The organism is Westiellopsis prolifica IICB1 (assembly GCF_004323185.1).
GTDB lineage: Bacteria > Cyanobacteriota > Cyanobacteriia > Cyanobacteriales > Nostocaceae > Pelatocladus > Pelatocladus prolificus_A.
The window spans coordinates 21556-39694 of the sequence record NZ_NAPS01000009.1; the positions used below are offsets into that span (position 1 = coordinate 21556).

Annotated in this window: 12 protein-coding genes and 1 pseudogene; 5 read left to right on the forward strand and 8 right to left on the reverse strand. The window is 42.1% G+C overall.

The features are described 5' to 3' along the window. Window positions 1–701 precede the first annotated feature (701 nt). A pseudogene (locus B4U84_RS29350) lies at window positions 702–1755 on the forward strand (IS701 family transposase). A 167-nt stretch (window positions 1756–1922) separates the two neighbouring features. On the opposite strand, the gene B4U84_RS29355 reads toward B4U84_RS29350, so the two are convergent. The 5 genes from B4U84_RS29355 to B4U84_RS29370 all read right to left on the reverse strand — a co-directional run bounded on the left by B4U84_RS29355 (window position 1923) and on the right by B4U84_RS29370 (window position 8471). After that, complete coding sequence (locus B4U84_RS29355) at window positions 1923–3332, reverse strand: toll/interleukin-1 receptor domain-containing protein (RefSeq protein WP_131121560.1); 1410 nt, start codon at window positions 3330–3332, stop codon at window positions 1923–1925. Window positions 3333–3353: 21 nt separating this feature from the next. Beyond that, a complete protein-coding gene (locus B4U84_RS31000; protein WP_165490401.1) occupies window positions 3354–3524 on the reverse strand; it encodes a hypothetical protein in 171 nt (56 codons plus the stop codon). A gap of 430 nt (window positions 3525–3954) precedes the next feature. Further along, window positions 3955–6120, reverse strand: a complete 2166-nt coding sequence (locus tag B4U84_RS31825; protein WP_131121561.1) for a GUN4 domain-containing protein — start codon at window positions 6118–6120, stop codon at window positions 3955–3957. Window positions 6121–6385: 265 nt separating this feature from the next. Then, window positions 6386–8038, reverse strand: coding sequence for a relaxase/mobilization nuclease domain-containing protein (locus B4U84_RS29365; RefSeq protein ID WP_131121562.1), 1653 nt, complete (start codon window positions 8036–8038; stop codon window positions 6386–6388). Window positions 8039–8042: 4 nt separating this feature from the next. After that, window positions 8043–8471, reverse strand: a complete 429-nt coding sequence (locus B4U84_RS29370) for a plasmid mobilization protein (protein WP_131121563.1) — start codon at window positions 8469–8471, stop codon at window positions 8043–8045. Between the two features lie 454 nt (window positions 8472–8925). On the opposite strand from B4U84_RS29370, the gene B4U84_RS29375 reads away from it, so the two are divergent. The 3 genes from B4U84_RS29375 to B4U84_RS29385 are packed head-to-tail and all read left to right on the forward strand — an operon-like array spanning window position 8926 to window position 10917. Further along, window positions 8926–9402: a hypothetical protein gene (locus B4U84_RS29375; protein ID WP_131121564.1), complete on the forward strand. Its 477-nt coding sequence runs from the start codon at window positions 8926–8928 to the stop codon at window positions 9400–9402. Further along, entirely contained in the window at window positions 9399–10223 is an 825-nt protein-coding gene (locus B4U84_RS29380; protein ID WP_131121565.1) for a hypothetical protein, read from the forward strand. The genes B4U84_RS29375 and B4U84_RS29380 overlap by 4 nt, the downstream gene beginning before the upstream one ends. Then, window positions 10204–10917 carry a hypothetical protein gene (locus tag B4U84_RS29385; RefSeq protein WP_026718846.1) on the forward strand — a complete coding sequence of 238 codons (714 nt, stop codon included), beginning with the start codon at window positions 10204–10206 and terminating at the stop codon, window positions 10915–10917. The genes B4U84_RS29380 and B4U84_RS29385 overlap by 20 nt, the downstream gene beginning before the upstream one ends. A gap of 372 nt (window positions 10918–11289) precedes the next feature. On the opposite strand, the gene B4U84_RS29390 is transcribed toward B4U84_RS29385, so the two are convergent. From B4U84_RS29390 to B4U84_RS29400, 3 genes are all read right to left on the reverse strand, one after another. Further along, entirely contained in the window at window positions 11290–14916 is a 3627-nt protein-coding gene (locus tag B4U84_RS29390) for a DUF3854 domain-containing protein (protein WP_131121566.1), read from the reverse strand. Window positions 14917–15199: 283 nt separating this feature from the next. Continuing rightward, the gene (locus B4U84_RS29395) at window positions 15200–15925 is read right to left on the reverse strand and encodes a hypothetical protein (RefSeq protein WP_131121567.1); all 726 of its coding nucleotides are present in this window, start codon (window positions 15923–15925) and stop codon (window positions 15200–15202) included. Between the two features lie 81 nt (window positions 15926–16006). Continuing rightward, the gene (locus tag B4U84_RS29400) at window positions 16007–16174 is read right to left on the reverse strand and encodes a ribbon-helix-helix domain-containing protein (protein ID WP_242677767.1); all 168 of its coding nucleotides are present in this window, start codon (window positions 16172–16174) and stop codon (window positions 16007–16009) included. Window positions 16175–16886: 712 nt separating this feature from the next. Here B4U84_RS29400 and B4U84_RS29405 point away from each other — a divergent pair. Next, window positions 16887–18139: acetate and sugar kinases/Hsc70/actin family protein (locus tag B4U84_RS29405; protein ID WP_131121569.1), on the forward strand; the 1253-nt coding region annotated here is incomplete at its 3' end.

Here is an 18139-nt window from a genome sequence, read left to right on the forward strand (position 1 = left end):
ATTTATACAAGTTTTAACCGCGCTCATTAAAAGATAAGTTGCACAAATAGTTTTTCTAGCTCATAGACAGTAAAATAACTTTGCCTAAAACAGAACTTGGATTACCTGGAAGTTTGTGTCTTAAAGTATTATCGCTCCGTCTCGAAACTGAAAAATATTGCCTAAAATGAGACGAACTAGGCAAAGTTATCATTTGTATTTCTTATCAATTAAGGCTAAATAAAGGGTTATTTTTACTAAATTTTACAAGGTTGCCCCTGGTTGCACGAACCTTCTATTTACGCCGAGATACGTGCAAATTGGGACACGTTGTAAAGTTTTGTAAAGCTAATTGTCAAAAACCTTGATTTACCGTTGTTTCAGCCTCAAGCATTACTTAACTATTCAAATGAAGACATTCCCTAAAAGGGTCATTTTTGGGCAAGTGTCAGGCACAAAAAGAGGTGAAAGCTTGGTTTTATCGTGCAAAAGTTTGATTCGCCCATTATCATTTTTGGGAAAGTTAGTAAATCAGCAAGAGATTGTTTGCAATATTTATTTACAACGTGTCTCTTTTTGCACGTATCTCGGCGGCTACCCTAATAGTGTAGGAACATTTCTCCTATAACAGGAAAGAAATTGATGAATTTTTGGCATCAAAACCACCGAAGATGGGGATAAGTTCCATAACCAAAAATAAAATCGGAACTTTGTATCTCTGCGTGGCACTTCATGGCAGCTTCTCTAGCTTTAGCCCTACTAAAGCATCAACCGCTAAATGTGACTTGAACACTTATACTTTGTTTCTACTGGCAGAATCAAAGTATCCAGGCTGCACACGTCTGGCAGAGATAATGGAAGATATATCTCATGATAGTGTCAACAGATTTTTGCTGCGTGAGCGATACGAACCCAAGGACTTATTTGAAGAAATCAAGCCAAATATCAATTTAATTGGAGGTACTTTAAGTGGAGATGATACGGTAATTGATAAACCACATAGCGATCCAAAAATAACAGAATTAATCGGTTACTATTATTCGGGGAGACATCATCGTGCCGTCAAAGGAATTCAATTAATTACCCTGTATTACACGGACTTATCAGGTAAGTCTGTACCTATAAATTATCGCATTTATAATAAACAGGAGGGAAAGACTAAAAATGACAATTGAGGAAATGATTGCGGAGGTTTTGACTTGGGGGTTAAATCCAGAAACCATAACTACTGACACTTGGTATTCGAGCCAAAAAAACTTAAAGTTCTTTAAAGACAAGGGATTAGGCTTTTTAACTGGAATAGCTAAAAATCGCTCATGTTCGGTTGATGGGAAGAATTTTACTCAAGTCCAAAATATAGAAATTCCTGCATCTGGTTTAATAGTGTATCTGAAAAATTTTGGTCAAGTAAAAGTATTTCGTCGAAGTTTCAAAAACGAAACTTCTAGATATTACATCATGTATACTCCTGAAAAAGATACACTAAAGTCAATTTCAAGAACAGAATTTAAGGAACTACATTCTATTCATTGGGGAATTGAGTGTTACCACTCCAGCTTTAAACAACTATGTGGTATCGGTCAATTTATGGTCAGAACGACTGAAGCAATAAAAACTCATTTTTTTAGCGCAATTCGAGCTTTTACACAATTAGAATTAATGCGTGCAGAAGATTTAATTGAAAATTGGTATGAACTCCAAAGAAATTTATCTCTTCAAGTAGCTCGTGACTTTATTTTAGAACACCTAACACAGAAGTTTAACTTCTCTGCATAGTATCAATTTTCTGTCAATGCGTAAGTTCTAACGTTGTGAAATCAGTCTTTTAGAAACTTTGGCTTTCACTGCCTTCTAGCCAACCTATGGAATAATAAGGCTTTTAAGTATTAAGATATATTTCGCCAACAGTCAGTGTCTTGGCTACTTTTACCCCAGATTGAGGGTTAAATCCTATTCATTAATCGGTAAACTGGAAGCTCCTTAAGTCGCCCTACACTTCCATCTTGTTGATCTGCAAAAAGTTGTATAACCCAAAGAAAGCGTGGTTTTTGCTCTGAAATGGTAAGCGGCATTGAACTATTGGGGCATGTTAAAGTTTCTAATCCGTGCGCTGCTCGCTTTAGTTGTTCCAACGAAACAATGAGTTCTCCTTCTCGAAAAAACTTCAGAAAATCATCGATATCAATACTTTGCAACTCTTCATAGAATTGAGCAATGGCCGGAACAGTTCTGCGGTCAGTTGGAAGTTTTTTCTCAGATCCACAAGGTATTATGTAGTAATCCCAAAACTCTGACGAAAAAGCAGGTTCATCAAGCATGAACAGACTTTTGACAGCAGGAATGCTTGACCACATTTGCTCGGATACAAATTTATTACGGTCTAATACTTCAGGAGCCATCATATTGGGATGACTGTTGGTTTGGTAACGAGTCATTCGCGCTTTATGATTTTCTGACAGCTTTGGCAGGTATCGCATATCTATTGGATATACAGTATCCTTATCCTTTCGAGGATCGTAAATTTTTAATTTGTTTGGCAAATTGTTTTGAGAAGTGAAGTAAAGGGTTGATAAAACTTCTCCTCTTGTCCACCAAGAATTTATGTAGTCTTCTGTCCAATATATCCAAACTTCTCTTGATGCAATAATGTAATCTTGTATGATGCTGAGTAACTGCCATCTTCTAAGAGGACTGAGTAATTCATCTTCATAAACGAGTTCACCAGGGTCAAAATAAAAAATAAAGGTGTTTTGGTACTTTTCCTGTTCCCTGAGACGTTGAGCAAGTTTTATGACATTGGCATGATGCCTTGAACGGTAGCTAATAAATATCTGGTTCTTCTCTTCAGGAGGCTGATATCTAGGATTAATTACTGGCTGCCACCCCTCAATGAAAAATCGAATTTGCCACGGTAAAATTTTTTGAAAAAAGTTATGTTTTGGAGGCTTTTGAGAAATTTTCTGTAGCTCCCCATCAAGCCAACCAAGTATAGACTGGTTTGTCTTCTGTCCTAGTGGCGTTTGAGGATCTGAGTATTTTGCTGTTCCACCTTCAATAGCACCTTTGAAATTCAGAGGAACATACGATCTGGATACTATCAATACTCTTTCAAGTAAGCTCGACGGTGCTACAAATCTGTAATTATGTTTCTCAGCATCATCTTCAAGCGTTGCATCAAGTACAACAGCATCAGCATTAGCATATGCATAGAGGAGCTGCTGCGGTGTAGCGTGCTCAAGCACAAGTACGCGAAATCCGTACTTTTCTTCAGCTAACTTTTTTACCTCATGAGCCAACTCCTTACCAAGAGAAGTTCGGGTTGGAAATACAACTAAGTTTAATTCTTCTGCCATAAGTTTAATTCTTATCAAGAATTAATAGAGTTGGTCTCTCCTTAACGCTCCAACTAGTTGGAGGGCAGTGCCAGCCAAAGCAGCAGCGGGGGGGAAGAAGAGAGAAGCAATACCATCCAGGGCATAGCAGGTAATTGCACCTCCTACTGCTGCTCCCGCCATTGTAACAGCGCCTCCAACAAGACCATCCATCTATAGGGGTAAAATCATCGAAGCTGACGTTTGCCGCCACATAAAGTCTAAAACCCTTGCTGTACAAGAGATTTGAAAATAAAAATGCAGTTGCTCACGTATATAGTCGTATGTAGTACGCTACTGCTGTACCAATTGACCTTTAAGCTATTTGGTACAGCATTCGGTAACGTAACCATGCGGCTTGGGGGCTGTAAAATTCAGTAGGGTTTAAATGGTACAGATACTGCTGGCGAATTGTTTCTTAACATCTGAAACACCGATTTTGCCGTTGATTGAATTACAGAACTTAACTGTTTTAAGTTCAGCGACAACAGAATTTCAAAGGCTTTAGAGTATTAAGCAATGTTTCGCCACCAGTATCAAAATTGGACAAGACCCCAATATGAATGTCAAATCCATGACTACGTGCAAGGGGAAAATTTTACAATTATGACAAATCATAACGCTCTAGAAGAGCATCAGCCCATCGACCTATTTGAACTTCCTTGACCCATTGCCGTTGATCAGACCATCCACGACCCCAAAATGGTAAATGTCCTGGAGGAGCATCTAGAGAGAAGGTGAGGTTGTAGTGATATATCCATTTGCCTAAGACAGACCAGCCTACTTTGTAACCGAAGTCTTTTTCACTTTCTTTCACATCTTCCCAAATGTGTTTCTGCACACTAAAACCAAAGTGTCCATGACTGTATTTCAGCCATAGTTCGTTAATAATACATAAACTCGGGTAGGGAAGGTTGTAGACGGATTCGATATCAAGCCAACCTTTTTCTTCTCTGTGAGTTAATTGAAGTATGATAGAGCGAGTCTCCAAATCTGCATATTTCCAATTTTCAGAGGCTAAGAGATTTCGTAATTTTGTGTAATCTATTATCCTTTCACTTCTGGTGTCATTAATTGAACCTTCAACATCAACCTCTATCTGAGGAGGGACAGATTCAATATTGCACCTTTTAAATCTTGCTAGAAGAGAAGAAGTAGTAGTACCTGGTGAGCCAGCAATTGCAAAGTACATATCCCACCAACAAACAGGGAAATGTCCTTGGGGAGCATTTTTAGTAAAGATGAAGTTAGAATAACCTAGCCACTTGTTATTCACACGCCAGCCAACGCGATCACCTAAACGACACTCGGTTTCAACATCTACTTTGCCACCGACTTCTTGCCAAATTCTCTTTTGCACACTAAAGCCAAATTGTCCATTGCTGTACTTTACCCACAGTTGGTTAATGGCATGTAAGTCAGTACAAGGAAAATTATTGAAGGATTGGATATCAAGCCAACCTTGTTTTTCTCTGCCAGCTACTTTTAACATGACAGCGAAAGTTTCTCGGTCAGCTTCTTTCCATTTTCCAGATGCTAGTAAATCCCGCAGCCGCGTATAATCTATTTTGCTTTTAGAACTTAGGTCGTCAATTGAACCTGTTGAGTTAACATCGAACTCTGTCTGAGCAGGGTCACGTTTTATATTACAATTCTCAAGTCTCATGATCAAAGAAGAAAGCTCAAACCCACCTCGCCATTCGTCCCACATTCGGGGAAGATGTCCTGATGGTGCATCTAGGTTGAAATTGATTTCAGAATAATTAGACCATTCTCTAGAAGTCCAGCTAGTAAACAGAAATTGATAAGACCTTGTTGTTCGCCATCCCACACAATCTCCAAAACTAACCCAGACTTCATCATTAAATACATCTCCACTTCCAATATTTTCCCAAATCTGCTTCTGGACACTGAAGCCAAATTTTTTTTTGCTGTATTTTATCCAAAGTTGGTCGATAGTATGGAGGTCGGTACAAGGAAAATTATTGATAGATCGGACATTGAGCCAACCTTCTTTTTCTCTGCCAGCTATTTTTAACATCACAGCGCGAGTTTCGTGATCGGCTTGTTTCCAGTTTCCCACCTTAAGTAAATCCCGCAAAATTGTATAATTTATATGGCATTCGCTACTGAGGTCATCGCCTGAATCATATCGCTCATTTTGCAATGGGATTTGAGTTTCAAGAACTTTTTCTTTACTAGTTTCAACAGTAAGTTTTTTTAAGATTGGTATTGAACCCTGTGAAAAATCTTCCATTTGAATGGCAACCAAACCTTCTTCAAAAGCTCTTTGAATAACGTTTTGACTATCTCGATTTTCATAACCCAAACCATCATAAAACCCTTGAGCAAATGCAATCGCAGCTTTGTCACCGATTGGGTGGTTCATACCAATCGTGTAATTAATATGTTGGCTTATTGCTTGGGCTGGTTTTTCTGAATAACAAGCATTGAGTAACACACAGTTAACATAATCGACGTGCAACTTAAACAATGATGCTAATCCTTCTGGTGAAACTGGTTTGTTATTCCCTGCATCGTCCTCTAACAGCAAGCTACCATCTTGCTTACCATGCCCACAAAAATGAACAATTTGAGGCTTCTCTTCCTCAATCGCCCTACGAATATCGGCTGGACGTACAGCAGTAATTATGCGAATTTCAAATAAATCCCGATTGGTCGCTCGTCGTATAGCTGAGGAGATTTCTCGAATCTCTTTATCTAAGCGCAGCCCATGAGGAATGGCTGCCAATAGTAAGATTTTTTGCATAAACTAATTTCTGACATAAATGTATTAAATTGTACTGAAGCAAATACTACATAAGCAATCGCCTTCACTTGGCCCGAAAGTAGCGAAGAGCCTGTTGGCGAAGCGAACCGAGTGAGAGCCGCGATTAACCTCATTCCCTGCGAGGCTGCTTTTTTCGGCTCTCGCTCGGCAACAGGCTGCGCGGGGGTTCTAGGGGGGATGCGCCTATCCCCCCTGGCAACCAGGGCGCTCACTCCAAATCTTTCAGTTACCGTACAGTTACCACCTATCTCGATAATCCTTTAAATTGAGTTTTTTGAAGCTGTTGAAGTTCCATATATTCTTGCAATATCTGCTTTGCTTTTTGCCAAGTCTCAATATCTTCAACGCACACTTCACCCACATTTACCTGGGAATACTCTAGATTCCCTTCAGAGTTTCGATTCACTTTCACTCGAAAAACTTCACCCCTTTCATCATGGGTGTACACCAATTCTCTACCCTGTTTTGCCAGAGTTGCATGTTTAAATCTGAGGCTGTTCTTACCAGTGTCTTTGAGTAAGTGATTGATTAGCCCAACACCAACAGGCACTGCTACGGCTAATAATTCCTGCTCTTGATGCTGTTTTTCTACTGGTTTCAATTCTGGGGGCGGCTGTTGTAGTCCGTTCTTATTGTTGGCTATTAATACCAATGCCCTTGCTTCTTCAGCAGTCCATCCGGCTGGGCTTGCTTTTAGGATTTCTTCAACCGACCGGGCTGATCTATCATCTCTAAGCGCCAAGTCCGCAATTTTTTTATCTCGGTCTGTGACCAATTCTTGCTCAAGTCCAGCACTGTAATGGTTGTAAAGCTCTACTGCTTGAGCTTGAGTGAGTGGAGATTTAACTGATGCTATAGCTTCAGGTTTATTAGTGGATAGTCGGAGGTTATCTGTATGTTTAGTAGATGATGAATAGTCTATTGTCTGCTGATTATCTTGCCTAATGGTCGCAGATTCTATCATTTGAGTTAGGCGTTTAATTTCTGGATCATCCCGTAGGGGGTCGTAGCTTACCCCTAATTCTGTCTGAAGCTTTTTAAATGAACACTTATATTTATTTAAATTTCCTCCCTGTTTCCAAAGTAATCGGGGGGAAGCATCTTCATTAACTGAGCCGACATCAATGCCAAACTTAATACCTCTGACTGCACCGTGGCTGTAATAGCTAACGATGGCTTTGACTTGATGTTCTGACCATAATTGCTGAATAAACTCTGGCATTGTGGGTTTATTAACTGCCACTTGTTCAATTGCTCTTCGCATTATTTCTTCGCCTGGAAGTCCATCACGCTCTACTCGTTCTAGTTGATTGCGAGTCATGGCTTTACGTTTACTCTCCCAGCTACTCTGCACTGGCGTGAGGTTAAATTCTCGCTCTAGGAGTCGGGCTGAGTGTTCTGAGTAAGCGTAATTATTCCAGGTACGAATAGATTTACCATCTAGGTTATTGACTCTGGATGCAACGATATGGGTGTGGTCGTGTTTTTTGTCAGAATGTCGGGCTATGAAGAAGTCATAGGCTGGTAGTTCTGTTTCAATAAATTCATCAACTAGCTGGTTTAGCTTGGTGTCAGATATTCTTTTATCTGGTTGTTTAACTTGGGATTCTTCGCCTTTTAGCCGCGATAGGACAATGACGTTAGCGAAGTGGCGTTGAGAGAGATTAGCTAATTCGTCATCGTTTAGGCTTCTGTCAGTTTTGGGTACTGACAGCATTAGATGGTAGCAAGGGTCTTTTAGTTGGGGGTTGAGGTGGGCTGATAAGGTGAACTGTTCAACCAGTTCGTTGGTGGTTCTCCCGTACATATTACCGCCAATAATCTGGGCTTTCTCTTTCTCTAGTACGTATTTGGTAGTGCCGCGAAATGATTTATTAGCTTTGACTTTGGTAATCATTTCGCTACTCCCGTTCTATAGGCTTTGATAATTGAGAGTGAGTTTGTTCTAATATTCCTACTAGTTCTTTAATAGTTTGCAGATATTCTTGCACATCACTGGTTAGAGGTTGGCTACCAATTTTTACAGCTTCGTTGATGGCTCTGGTTTGTTGGTTAAGGTTATTCCCAATCTTTTTTAGTTCGTAGATGGCTTGTCTGTTAACTTCGGGGATAGTCAACTTTGGTTGTGGCAAAGGGTAATCAAATAATCTCGCTCTTATATAGTCACTTTGCACCACTCCACTGCACCGTTGTTCTAACCTAGCTTTTTCGGCATAGCTTACCCTAAAGGTAATAGTTATTTCTCGTTTTTCTTCAGGCTGTACTAAATGATTACTTAGTGCGTTAGCTAGTTGATTACTAAGATTAGTGCGGGGATCTGATTGTGTCATAAACAACTTATTTGGTGTACGACAATGGGGGTTTGGGGGACACCCCCAACAAGCAATCACGCCCTTTTGCGAAGCAAAAGTAGCGCCGTAGGCGCGTTAAGGCGTATTGCTTGCCTATGTCCGCGCGCGGGGTGGGTCGGGTCTGGAGTACACGGAAACTGTGGGCTGGGCGGAGAATCAGAATGCAGTAAACATGCGCTTTGTTACCACAACTCAATTTCTTGTACCACTCTTGATACATTAGTTTACCGCACCTACCTACACATCCCTCTCTAATTCTGACCCAATCAATTTTGAATTTGAAATATTAGATTAGGGTTTGCTGCTTTTGACAGTTTTAGATTTTCTCTTATATCCATAAAGGACATCTAGTAATGCTTACTTCAGCACAAAAAACTTATAATTTATCGGGCTGGGTCTGACCCTAAAATAAGAAAAATTATCTTGATTATCTATGCCCCGTAAACCTAAAGCTGTCCCTTTATCTAAAGTTGATGATATCCAAGCTAGCCTCAAACAGAAGGCATCTACTCCCAAAAGTATCAGTCTGGAAGAGTTAATTAAAAGTTTGGCTAAACCTATCCAGGATATGTTGGATGCTGGCTACTCTTATGAAGATGTTTCTGATGTGTTTAAGGGACATGGGGTTGAACTGGCTGCTAGTGGGATTAAGACTTTTCATAAAAGAGCTTTGACGACAACTATACTTCAGCAAAGTAATGAATCATTGGTTGAATCAGATTTTTCTTCAACTAACGATTTAATAACAACTGGTGAGACATCATCAGCAGTAGAATCAAATAAAGACTCTGGTTCATCACCAGACACAGCTTCAACTTCAGGTGCGTCACCTTCTCAAAGTGCTAAGGGGAAAAAAGGAGGAGCTAAGGCTCATTCCCAATTCAATGTCACTGATAGGAGTAGCCTATGAAGCGAATTGTGATGATTTTAGGAGGAAAAGGAGGGACGGGGAAAACTGCCTTCACTCGCTTGCTATTAGATGTAATGCACGACAAGGGCATTAATTATCTAGCTTATGATGCTGATACTGAAAATCCAGAGTTGTATGAGTATTATCGAAATTTTGGCTCTGGGGTAAGGCTGTTAAATTTTCTGGAGGTGGCTGAAGCGAAGCGCTTTTTTACTGAAATTAAAGCCATGTCTCCTGATACTGTTGTGATGGATATGCCAGGGGCGAGTGGCAATAAAACTAGGGAGATTATCAGTAAGTTTGGGCTGTTTAAAATTGCTGCTGATTTGGGTTATCGGGTGACGATAGTAACTGTGCTAAACCTCACCTATCCGGTGATCAATAGCTTAAAAGTGATGATGGAGTTCTGTGGCAATAAAGTAGATTATGTGGTGGTAAAGAATCTCTGCTGGGATAAGGGTTTGGGTTTTCAGCGTTGGGACAATAGTAAAACTAGAACAGCGATCGCAGAGTTAAAAGGCATAGAAATTGAAATGCCTGAGCTGGATTACTCAACTTTTGATATGTTGGTAGAAAAAGGTCTGCCTTACTCTGCTGCTACTGAGGATAATGGGTTTCCCTTTGGGGATTATCTGCTGGTGAGTGGGTTTTTAGACCAAGCCAAGCCTGAGCTTGATTTGGCTGGTACTTATTTGGGGTTGCATCAATCTGAGATTAATCAAGCTTTATCGTCGAGCGTGATTAATAATAATGAGCCTGCGGTAACTGAGTCTAAATCTCGTCGGGGTCGAAAAAAAGCTGATGAACAACAACCACAATAATGACCATCTCTCTACTATTAACGAACTAGGTGAAGTTAAGACGGCACTGGGCAGATTGTACAAGGAATTTGAAAGTTTTAAGCAATCACAAAAGACTGAAAGGGAAAGGGATAGGGCGGAGTTGCAGGCATGGGCGCAAACGAATTTAATTCAGAATCAGCTTCTGAGCAAGGCGATGGCGACTATCGAGATGCTGACAGGCGAACTGAAGAATCAGAATCTCTCTTGGAACGAGTTCGAGAAGAACAACGCAGATTGGATGGAGCAATTAACTCTCTTAATGGAGCAGTCACAGAATATGCCCAAGTCCTCAACCACATTAGAGAGCTTAGAGTTGAAAGGGCTAAAGAGCGAAGTGTCCGACTTGAAGAAACAAGCGAGCGAACTAGTAAATCACACCAACAGGATGACCACAGTCATCCGAGAGTTAAAAAACACTCCTCCCCCGAAACCCATCACGATAGAGAAAGAGGTTTTTCGCTCTGAACCACAAAGTAAAACTTTCTTTGTGGCTTCTATAACTTCGTTATGTTCTCTGGTTTTTTTCTTTTTTATCAATCAACATATTCCGGTGAATATCTCCAATGAGATTACCAGTTATCTACAAGATATTTGGTTGCGTACTGGTTGGACAAATACCAAGTTAGAGAGGGTTGAAAAGTATCTCGGTACTGATCCTAATCGCAAAAAATAAACACGAAAACGCTGTAGATAGAAGCTTTTTTGTTCAGATGTCTACAACTATTTATGGATGGAATGGGAGAAGCTGACAACCTTGCCCAGTTTTGTCCAAACATGTCCAGTTTTGCCCAGAACCTTACAATTTTTTTGGAATAAAATTGTCCCAAAATATTTAATTTGCCCAATAATGTCCATATCTGTCCACTAATGTCCAGAATTGCCCACAGGTTGAAAACAAGCAATTATACTTATTGGCTTGTAGTATTTTGGAGTGATGGCGTAGTATAGAAACTTTTGTTGCAATATGGGTCGGCGACTTCTCCAATAAATTGTTTGACTTCAATTTATTGTGAGGACACATCGATATCAAGAAATTCCCGCGTGATCAGTTAGTTGCACCCTCCATCGGTAATATCGATTCATTTAGCCACTCATATATTTGAGGCGCTAACTCCTCCAACCGCCGCAGTTCGCTTTCAGCAATTTTCTCCAATAACAGCACCGCACACCACCGCCGTTCGGTTGTCCAACGCTGGAGGATAGATTTTATGGCTTGGACTCCATACTTAATACCCTCTGTTAGTTGTTCGACACAAGCTTTTATGGGGGTGGGGTTGCCGTCAGACGGTTCAAATTGCTCAAAATCAATGTTAGGAATTGGGGATTTTCCTAGTTCAGAGTCGGTAGTATTCACCCCCTCCAAATGGGGTTCCCCTATACAATTATGGGGGGGGGTGGATACGGGGGCGTTTGGCGGTGAAACCCCATACATAGCTTGCATTGCAGCATTTTCATTCTTTGTAGAACGCACACGCTCTTCCTTTTGAGTACGCTTGCGCTCTCGGTGAGCAATTACTGCCAATGCAAAGTCCAATTCCTCTTGAGATAACGAAAAATATTTAACTTGTTGACCCCTTGGCCCTTTTTTATGGTCAGAGAGTTTTAATCCCAACTGGTCAAGTAATAACCCCAACAGCCATATCGGTTTACAATCAGGGGGAACCGTAAACCCAAGGATGGCTTTTACGTGTGCCGCACATTGTTTGGCTATTTCAGTCATTTGCACACATTCTGGGTCAGCAGCAGTAATCTCTTCGCCATTAACCAAGCGTTTGAGAATACCATGCAGCCCCAAGCTAAACCTAGCCAGCCACCGGGCTGAGAAATTACCCCAGTCCATACACAACGGTAGCTTGTTTCTCTCGTTGTAGTCTTTATCTGCCACAATAGTTGGTGGTGCTGGGTATTGTCTTCCAGTATGTGGATCAACAATTATCCCTTCTGGCTCAGATAAAATTGCCTCTAGCGAAGAGATCGCTCGAATGAATCTGCCACCGTCGTCTTTTTTGACCAGTTCTCTTGTAACTTCCATTCCGTAGGCATCAAAGAGGCGAAATTTTTCACACTCAAACACTTCAGTAGGCTTGAGATAGTCCTTACTTTTGCGGGTGCGATACTCTATGGCTGAAATATTTTTGGCTGATGCAACAGCTTCATAGTAGGCAATGTCTAGGGCAGCTGCGGCATTTTTAAGCTCATATACAGCATCATCATTATCGTCAGTTCCCATTGGTATAATTTGGTTGCCCATCTCAGTCAACAAATCACGCAAATCAGCTCGTAAATTGTTAATTGATTGGTGACGGTTAGCCATGATTTGGCAGTAAGCATCCAACGCCCAGTCTTTCTCAGCGCCCCGCTTACCTGTTTCACGGTCAATTCTCAGCAGGAAAGCTGTCATTTCATTAGTTTGCAGCAGGCGCTCTTTAATTTTGCTGGCGTTAGTGTCCAAATAACCGAAGGGGGGTCTTGGGGCTACCCAAACATGAATTGGTACTATGGGGCGATAGCGCCAAAGTTGCTGGGCGCACTCGGTAGCAGTTTGAGAAACCCCGTGAAAAGCTCCAAACACTGCATCAAAATGATATTCGGGAATGTCTACCCCAGTTCCCAGGCTGGGAGAGACGAATAGCGCATCCAGGCTTTTTACAGCATTAGTTATATCTTTAATAAAAGCAACATTTTCTTCGCTGCCAGAGTTTTCTGAGTGGATAGACCATATGCGTAACCGTGCAGAGGGGCAGGGGGGCAGGGGGGCTGGGGTAGCAGGGGTAGCAGGGGGGGCTGGGGAAGCTGGGGTAGCACTTGAAGAAGAAAGTTTTTGAGATAATTCTCCACAAACACCCTCTGCACCTTCATCTGTATTTTTCTCTCCCAGTTCCCTCTGCATCTGTTGCTCCCCTGTCTGCATATGAGAAGAAGCTCTTTTTTCTCCCCCTGCTCCCCCTGCTCCCCCTGCTCCCTCTGCATCCCCTGCACCAAAAGCTCCCTGCGCCTCTACCTCCCGACACTTAACCCCCCGGTTAGTCAACGAATATTCAAGTTTCTTAATAAATTTTTTGGAGTCAGAAGCCACCATAATTTTCTGACCTGCCATCAGCGCCGCCGAAACTTGAGCAACTAAGGCGCTTGTATCATTACCCTCATACCAATAAATAGTACGTCCGCCATTCTTCCAGTCGTTTTTGATAATGAAGGGTTCTTCGCCTGGTGGACGCATTGCCCTAAAAAAGTCTATTGTCACGTCGTCCAGGTGTGCGTCGGCGATGACCACAAGTGGCGTGTTATACACTATATATTGCAGTACCTCCAGAATTTCAGCCCGATGCTCTTTACAGGTTTTACTGTGCAGCAGGTGAGTTAGGTACTGGCAAACTTCATCAATAAATATACAGCCATATTTGAGAGCGTCGGTGTTAAGCTTGTGCAAGCTGTCGATGGTAATGCTGAGGGCAGTAGCTTTAGCTAAACCCACATAACCCAAATCAGAGTACATTTCTGTTTGTAGGCGTTGTGCCAGGTTTTTGAGCAAGTTAACTCGATGTCCGTTATTGAGGAATCGCTGATCTGGATGCTCATCGCGCCACTTTTTCATTAACTCGGTTTTGCCCGTCCCCATGTCACTGCATAACCCAACTAGCCCGGACTGTGGTAGCTCAACTGCTTCGGATAGGTACTTGACATTTACTCTTACATGTGGTGTGTATTTCTTGGTCAGTCCTCGGCAACTTTGACGGTACGAGCGCTGGTAATCTGAAAGTGTTTTGGCATCATCGATGATGGCAGTAAGTAGTGCGTCGGCATTTTCGCCACGTTCGACAACAAAATCATCAACGCCTTTTTCTGGCCCTGGCAGTAATGCTACTTCACTACTACAACCAGCAGCCAAAATGGTTTTGCCAGTACGAACAATGGCTTGGTATACTGACCAACGGGTTTTTGGTTGAGTTTCGTAGTCGAAAAGGGTAATAAATTTGCGTCCTGGTTGTGCCAAGGGCATTAAGTCGGGGTGCAGGCGTTCGTCAAAATCTTTTTTGCCTATTCGCCCGTTCCAAATACCAGGGAGAGCGATCGCCACAAAACCAAGAGTTAGCAAACTAGCGGCTTTCTTCTCACCTTCACAAGGAATGACGGGGATTTCTGGGTGTTGCTGTACCCATTGCCAGAACTTGAGGGGATCTAATCTGTCACAAAGACGTAGGGCTAGGGGAGAATGATAGCGTTTGATATTGTACCGTTTTGCTACTTTGTCCCAAATGCAGTCCGGGACGTTAAAGTAGGTGACGCGGTTGGGTGTTTTGGGGGGCGATTCGTATTTGACGAATTTGCCTTTCTCCCAATCAATACGTGGGTTGTCGGGTTTAAAACGCCCCCATTCCATTGGTCGCCAATTATTAAGGGGGTCAAGTCCGCTTACCCACCATCCTCCAGAAGAGACGTGAGCATATTGCCTTAAGTACTTGTCTCGCAGTCGCCCGTCGTTGCGTCTGGCTGTTTGAGGTAGGGCGTAGAGTAAATATTCGTATGCTTCATTCCCTGTGAGAGAGCGGACGTTTAGAGCGGTTAGTGTTGGATCAACGGCACTGGCTAACCATTCATTCCAGTGTTTTGCTTCTATATACGAGGGTTGTTGCTGCTGAAGCGAGTTATTAAATTGTTGTGATTGTGGCATTTCGCCCATCCTCCAGTAAGTGTTTTGGAGGAATTGGGGCTATCCTGTGCAGTAATCTTCTATACAAACATTCAGAAATACGATCTTCTAAAATTCCTGAGTTGCTCTTTCTATCTGGGTAGCCACTGTTACATTGGCTTAATACACCAAAAGTTAAGATAAAATTACTGTTAGGGATATTAATCAGGAATCTGCTAAAAACCCGATACCCCAACTCCAAATTGAATAACTTTTGAAAACCCTGCTGTCTCGTCGAGACGCGGGGTTTTCGCTGTTTAGTCGTCTATTCGTACTTGGCTAACCAAGCCCTGACAAACTCGGTTACTTCCTCCTGTTGAATAACAAACGCAGTACCTTTTCTTCTGAGAGCCAGAATCCTCATAGTTCCTACCTCAGAATAAAGATGGTCATTGTGATCAATAGCCGCCTTGGTAGGGGGCCATAAGACCAAAACTTTTGCTGTCGGTGTTTTTGTTACCTCTTTCGAGGACATTCCGAAATTCGCTCTATTTTTAGTAAGCCATCTCTCATAATCTGATAGCTCAACTAGTGGACAGGGTTTCCAGGTGGTTAAACCACGAATATTCTTCTTTTTGACCTGTAAAATTTCCCTGGCTTCGTTGTAGATAACCTCACTATCTCCCCTCGAACGAATCGAGATAAACAGATGTGTTCTTCGCTCAAACCGTAAAAACAAATCGATAGGGTTTTTGTCTTCGATTTGAAGCACCGGAAAGACTTGTATTCCTTCGCTTTTAAACTCATCTAAAAGCAGGGCTGTTAATCTTTCCAACCGTGCAAGTTTTTCAACTCGTACTAACGGCTTGTAAGCCAATGCAAAAAGAACCCAGCCTAACGGATGAACCATGCCGCATGTAGCAAGCGCAGCACCACCAGCCGCTAGAGCCACAGTAGACTCATAGTCTTTCGCCTCCCTAAGCATCTCTAACGCCGCTTCATTGTGCGGCGGGAGTTGAAAATTGCTTGGTGGGTCTAGAACGGTAGTCATTGGCTACATTAAAAATTAATTAGTGACGTAAAATTAATAGTTCTTTTACAAAGAATTATGCTTTACACCGATCTGCATTGATCATTTGTCCTCCTTTTTGAGTGAGGCGGATTTTGTTTTTCTAGCGGCGATCGCTTCTGCTAGAAGTATCGCCGCCATTTGGCTTTTAGTTCTCATTTCTGCTTGTGCGATTTTCTCTAAATCCTCCCAAACTTCATCCGGGATAACAGCGTTTAATTTTTTACTCACTTCAATATAATCATTTATCTCATCACACATCATCGTACATCACCTCTAAAGTTCAGTCATCATATTCTTATTGTTAGCATGATGTGTTGTGATGTGATATGATGACTTTAGTAGCCCAAAAACGTCACATAACAAAGGCAACGGAAGCCAGAAAGTGCGCGTTTCGGCTGTAAAAACAGATTTTTGACCAAAATCATGATCGACAAATACGAAAGCAGGCGAATCACTATTAACTGTTTCGCCATAGCTGATCTATGCAGACTTGAGGGGATTTCAATAGATGCCCCTGGCAATGTTCTATCCGCAGCTGTAGAGAGACTGATTTTTAAAGTTGCTTCTCTCGAAACTGGCACAGCAAGCAAGCCACCCAATTCTCAGTAGGTTTCTAAAAATGTCATCAGTACACATTGACTCTCAAAATGCTCTTGAACCCCTTCCGGGTAGTTTCCGGGTACGTTCAATTATCCGGGTAGACCAGAGGGCGCTTCCGGGTCGATTTTGCAAGCCTTCCGGGTATCTCCGGGTAAAACGTCCGGGTACAAAAACCCCTAGTATTTTTGAAAAATTCACCCGTTACCCGGAACCCGGAGCATAGTAAATCAGCCTTCATAAGTTCTTGTTCAGCAATAGCGACATCAGTAATAAATACGACGCTGTACGTAGATACGAGATGTGTGACAGTTCCGAGAAATTTTAATTAGGAGAAAAGTCAATGCCACGTCAAAAGAATGAAACAGCAACACAAACAACTCCGGAAGTCGTTGAATCACAAGAAAGTGATGTGACAGTTGAAGTTTCAGAAAGTACCACAAATGCAGAGACTACTGAGGATACGGAGAAACAATCCAAGTCCAGAAAGCCCCGTGTAACCATTCCTAAACAAGAAATCATCATTGTCATGGACTGCGGACGTTCTCGTATTAAGGCTATGCCCATTATTAATGGGGTTGCCTATTCAAGTATCGTGCTTGACTCGATTGTGTGCGAGGTATCTTCACCGCCCTTTGGGGAGATGGGAGCCTTTAGCATGAGTCGAGAAAAAGTAGAGGTAGAAGGAAAGCTCAAAGACAGGGTAGAGCATTGGGTAGTTGGTCGTAGTGCCAAACTCCAAGGTACTGAATGGGTGGCAATGTCAGACGATGATGACAACAAAGTCCGCTATTTCCCAATCCTTGCACTAGGGGCAATTGCAAGCCTACCCAATCTCTATCAGTATTCCACTGGAGCCAACGAGAAAAACCGAGCATTGACCATCCGCTTAGTAACTCTCAGTCTTGCTAATCCTCTAACGCTCAAGAAAGCAATTAATCAATGCAAGTGGATGCAAGTAGACGGGGTGAAATATCGGCTTTCCTTCTCCAAAGGAGCGCTTAATTACCCAGAAGGCTACGGTGCTGCACTGCATGGGCGAGGTAACAAGCTCGAACGCCCAACATTATTTACATTTGACGTTGGCTATGGAACAGCGTGTGTTTCTGAATACAGCAACCTTGGGCTTTATCCCAAACGCATAGCTCACGAACCCAACGGTGGCGGTGGGGTTTCACAGTTAATCAAGGAATTTGCTAAGGCTGTCGCCAATACTGATTCATCCAGAGTAATTAAGCCCAGTCAACTGCGAGAAGTACTAGAAACCGCAACAATCCAAGACGGGAAAGTGTCAGCCATTGCCCCTGATGGACGTGATATCGGGCAAGCACTAGAGACAGCTATCAAAAACTGGATTAAGGATAGTCCCCTCACTTTCGCCCTCGAATCACTTGGCACAAGCGCTCGTAGACATCCCGTTGTGTTGTGCGGTGGAGGTTTTGCTATCAAACCCGCCCATCACTTGATTAAAGAACAAATGCTCAAACAAGGCATACCTAAAGAGCATTTAATCGAGACTTCTGACCCAGGAATGATTGCTTTATCAGAACTCAAAAGACTGTATGTAACTGAACTTAATACTGAACAGAATACTGA

What these genes read in the sequence shown, in the direction of transcription:
- B4U84_RS29355 (WP_131121560.1), bottom strand. Translation starts at nt 3,332, where the DNA reads ATGGCAGAAGAATTAAACTTAGTTGTATTTCCAACCCGAACTTCTCTT.
- B4U84_RS31000 (WP_165490401.1), bottom strand. Translation starts at nt 3,524, where the DNA reads ATGGATGGTCTTGTTGGAGGCGCTGTTACAATGGCGGGAGCAGCAGTA.
- B4U84_RS31825 (WP_131121561.1), bottom strand. Translation starts at nt 6,120, where the DNA reads ATGCAAAAAATCTTACTATTGGCAGCCATTCCTCATGGGCTGCGCTTA.
- B4U84_RS29365 (WP_131121562.1), bottom strand. Translation starts at nt 8,038, where the DNA reads ATGATTACCAAAGTCAAAGCTAATAAATCATTTCGCGGCACTACCAAA.
- B4U84_RS29370 (WP_131121563.1), bottom strand. Translation starts at nt 8,471, where the DNA reads ATGACACAATCAGATCCCCGCACTAATCTTAGTAATCAACTAGCTAAC.
- B4U84_RS29375 (WP_131121564.1), top strand. Translation starts at nt 8,926, where the DNA reads ATGCCCCGTAAACCTAAAGCTGTCCCTTTATCTAAAGTTGATGATATC.
- B4U84_RS29380 (WP_131121565.1), top strand. Translation starts at nt 9,399, where the DNA reads ATGAAGCGAATTGTGATGATTTTAGGAGGAAAAGGAGGGACGGGGAAA.
- B4U84_RS29385 (WP_026718846.1), top strand. Translation starts at nt 10,204, where the DNA reads ATGAACAACAACCACAATAATGACCATCTCTCTACTATTAACGAACTA.
- B4U84_RS29390 (WP_131121566.1), bottom strand. Translation starts at nt 14,916, where the DNA reads ATGCCACAATCACAACAATTTAATAACTCGCTTCAGCAGCAACAACCC.
- B4U84_RS29395 (WP_131121567.1), bottom strand. Translation starts at nt 15,925, where the DNA reads ATGACTACCGTTCTAGACCCACCAAGCAATTTTCAACTCCCGCCGCAC.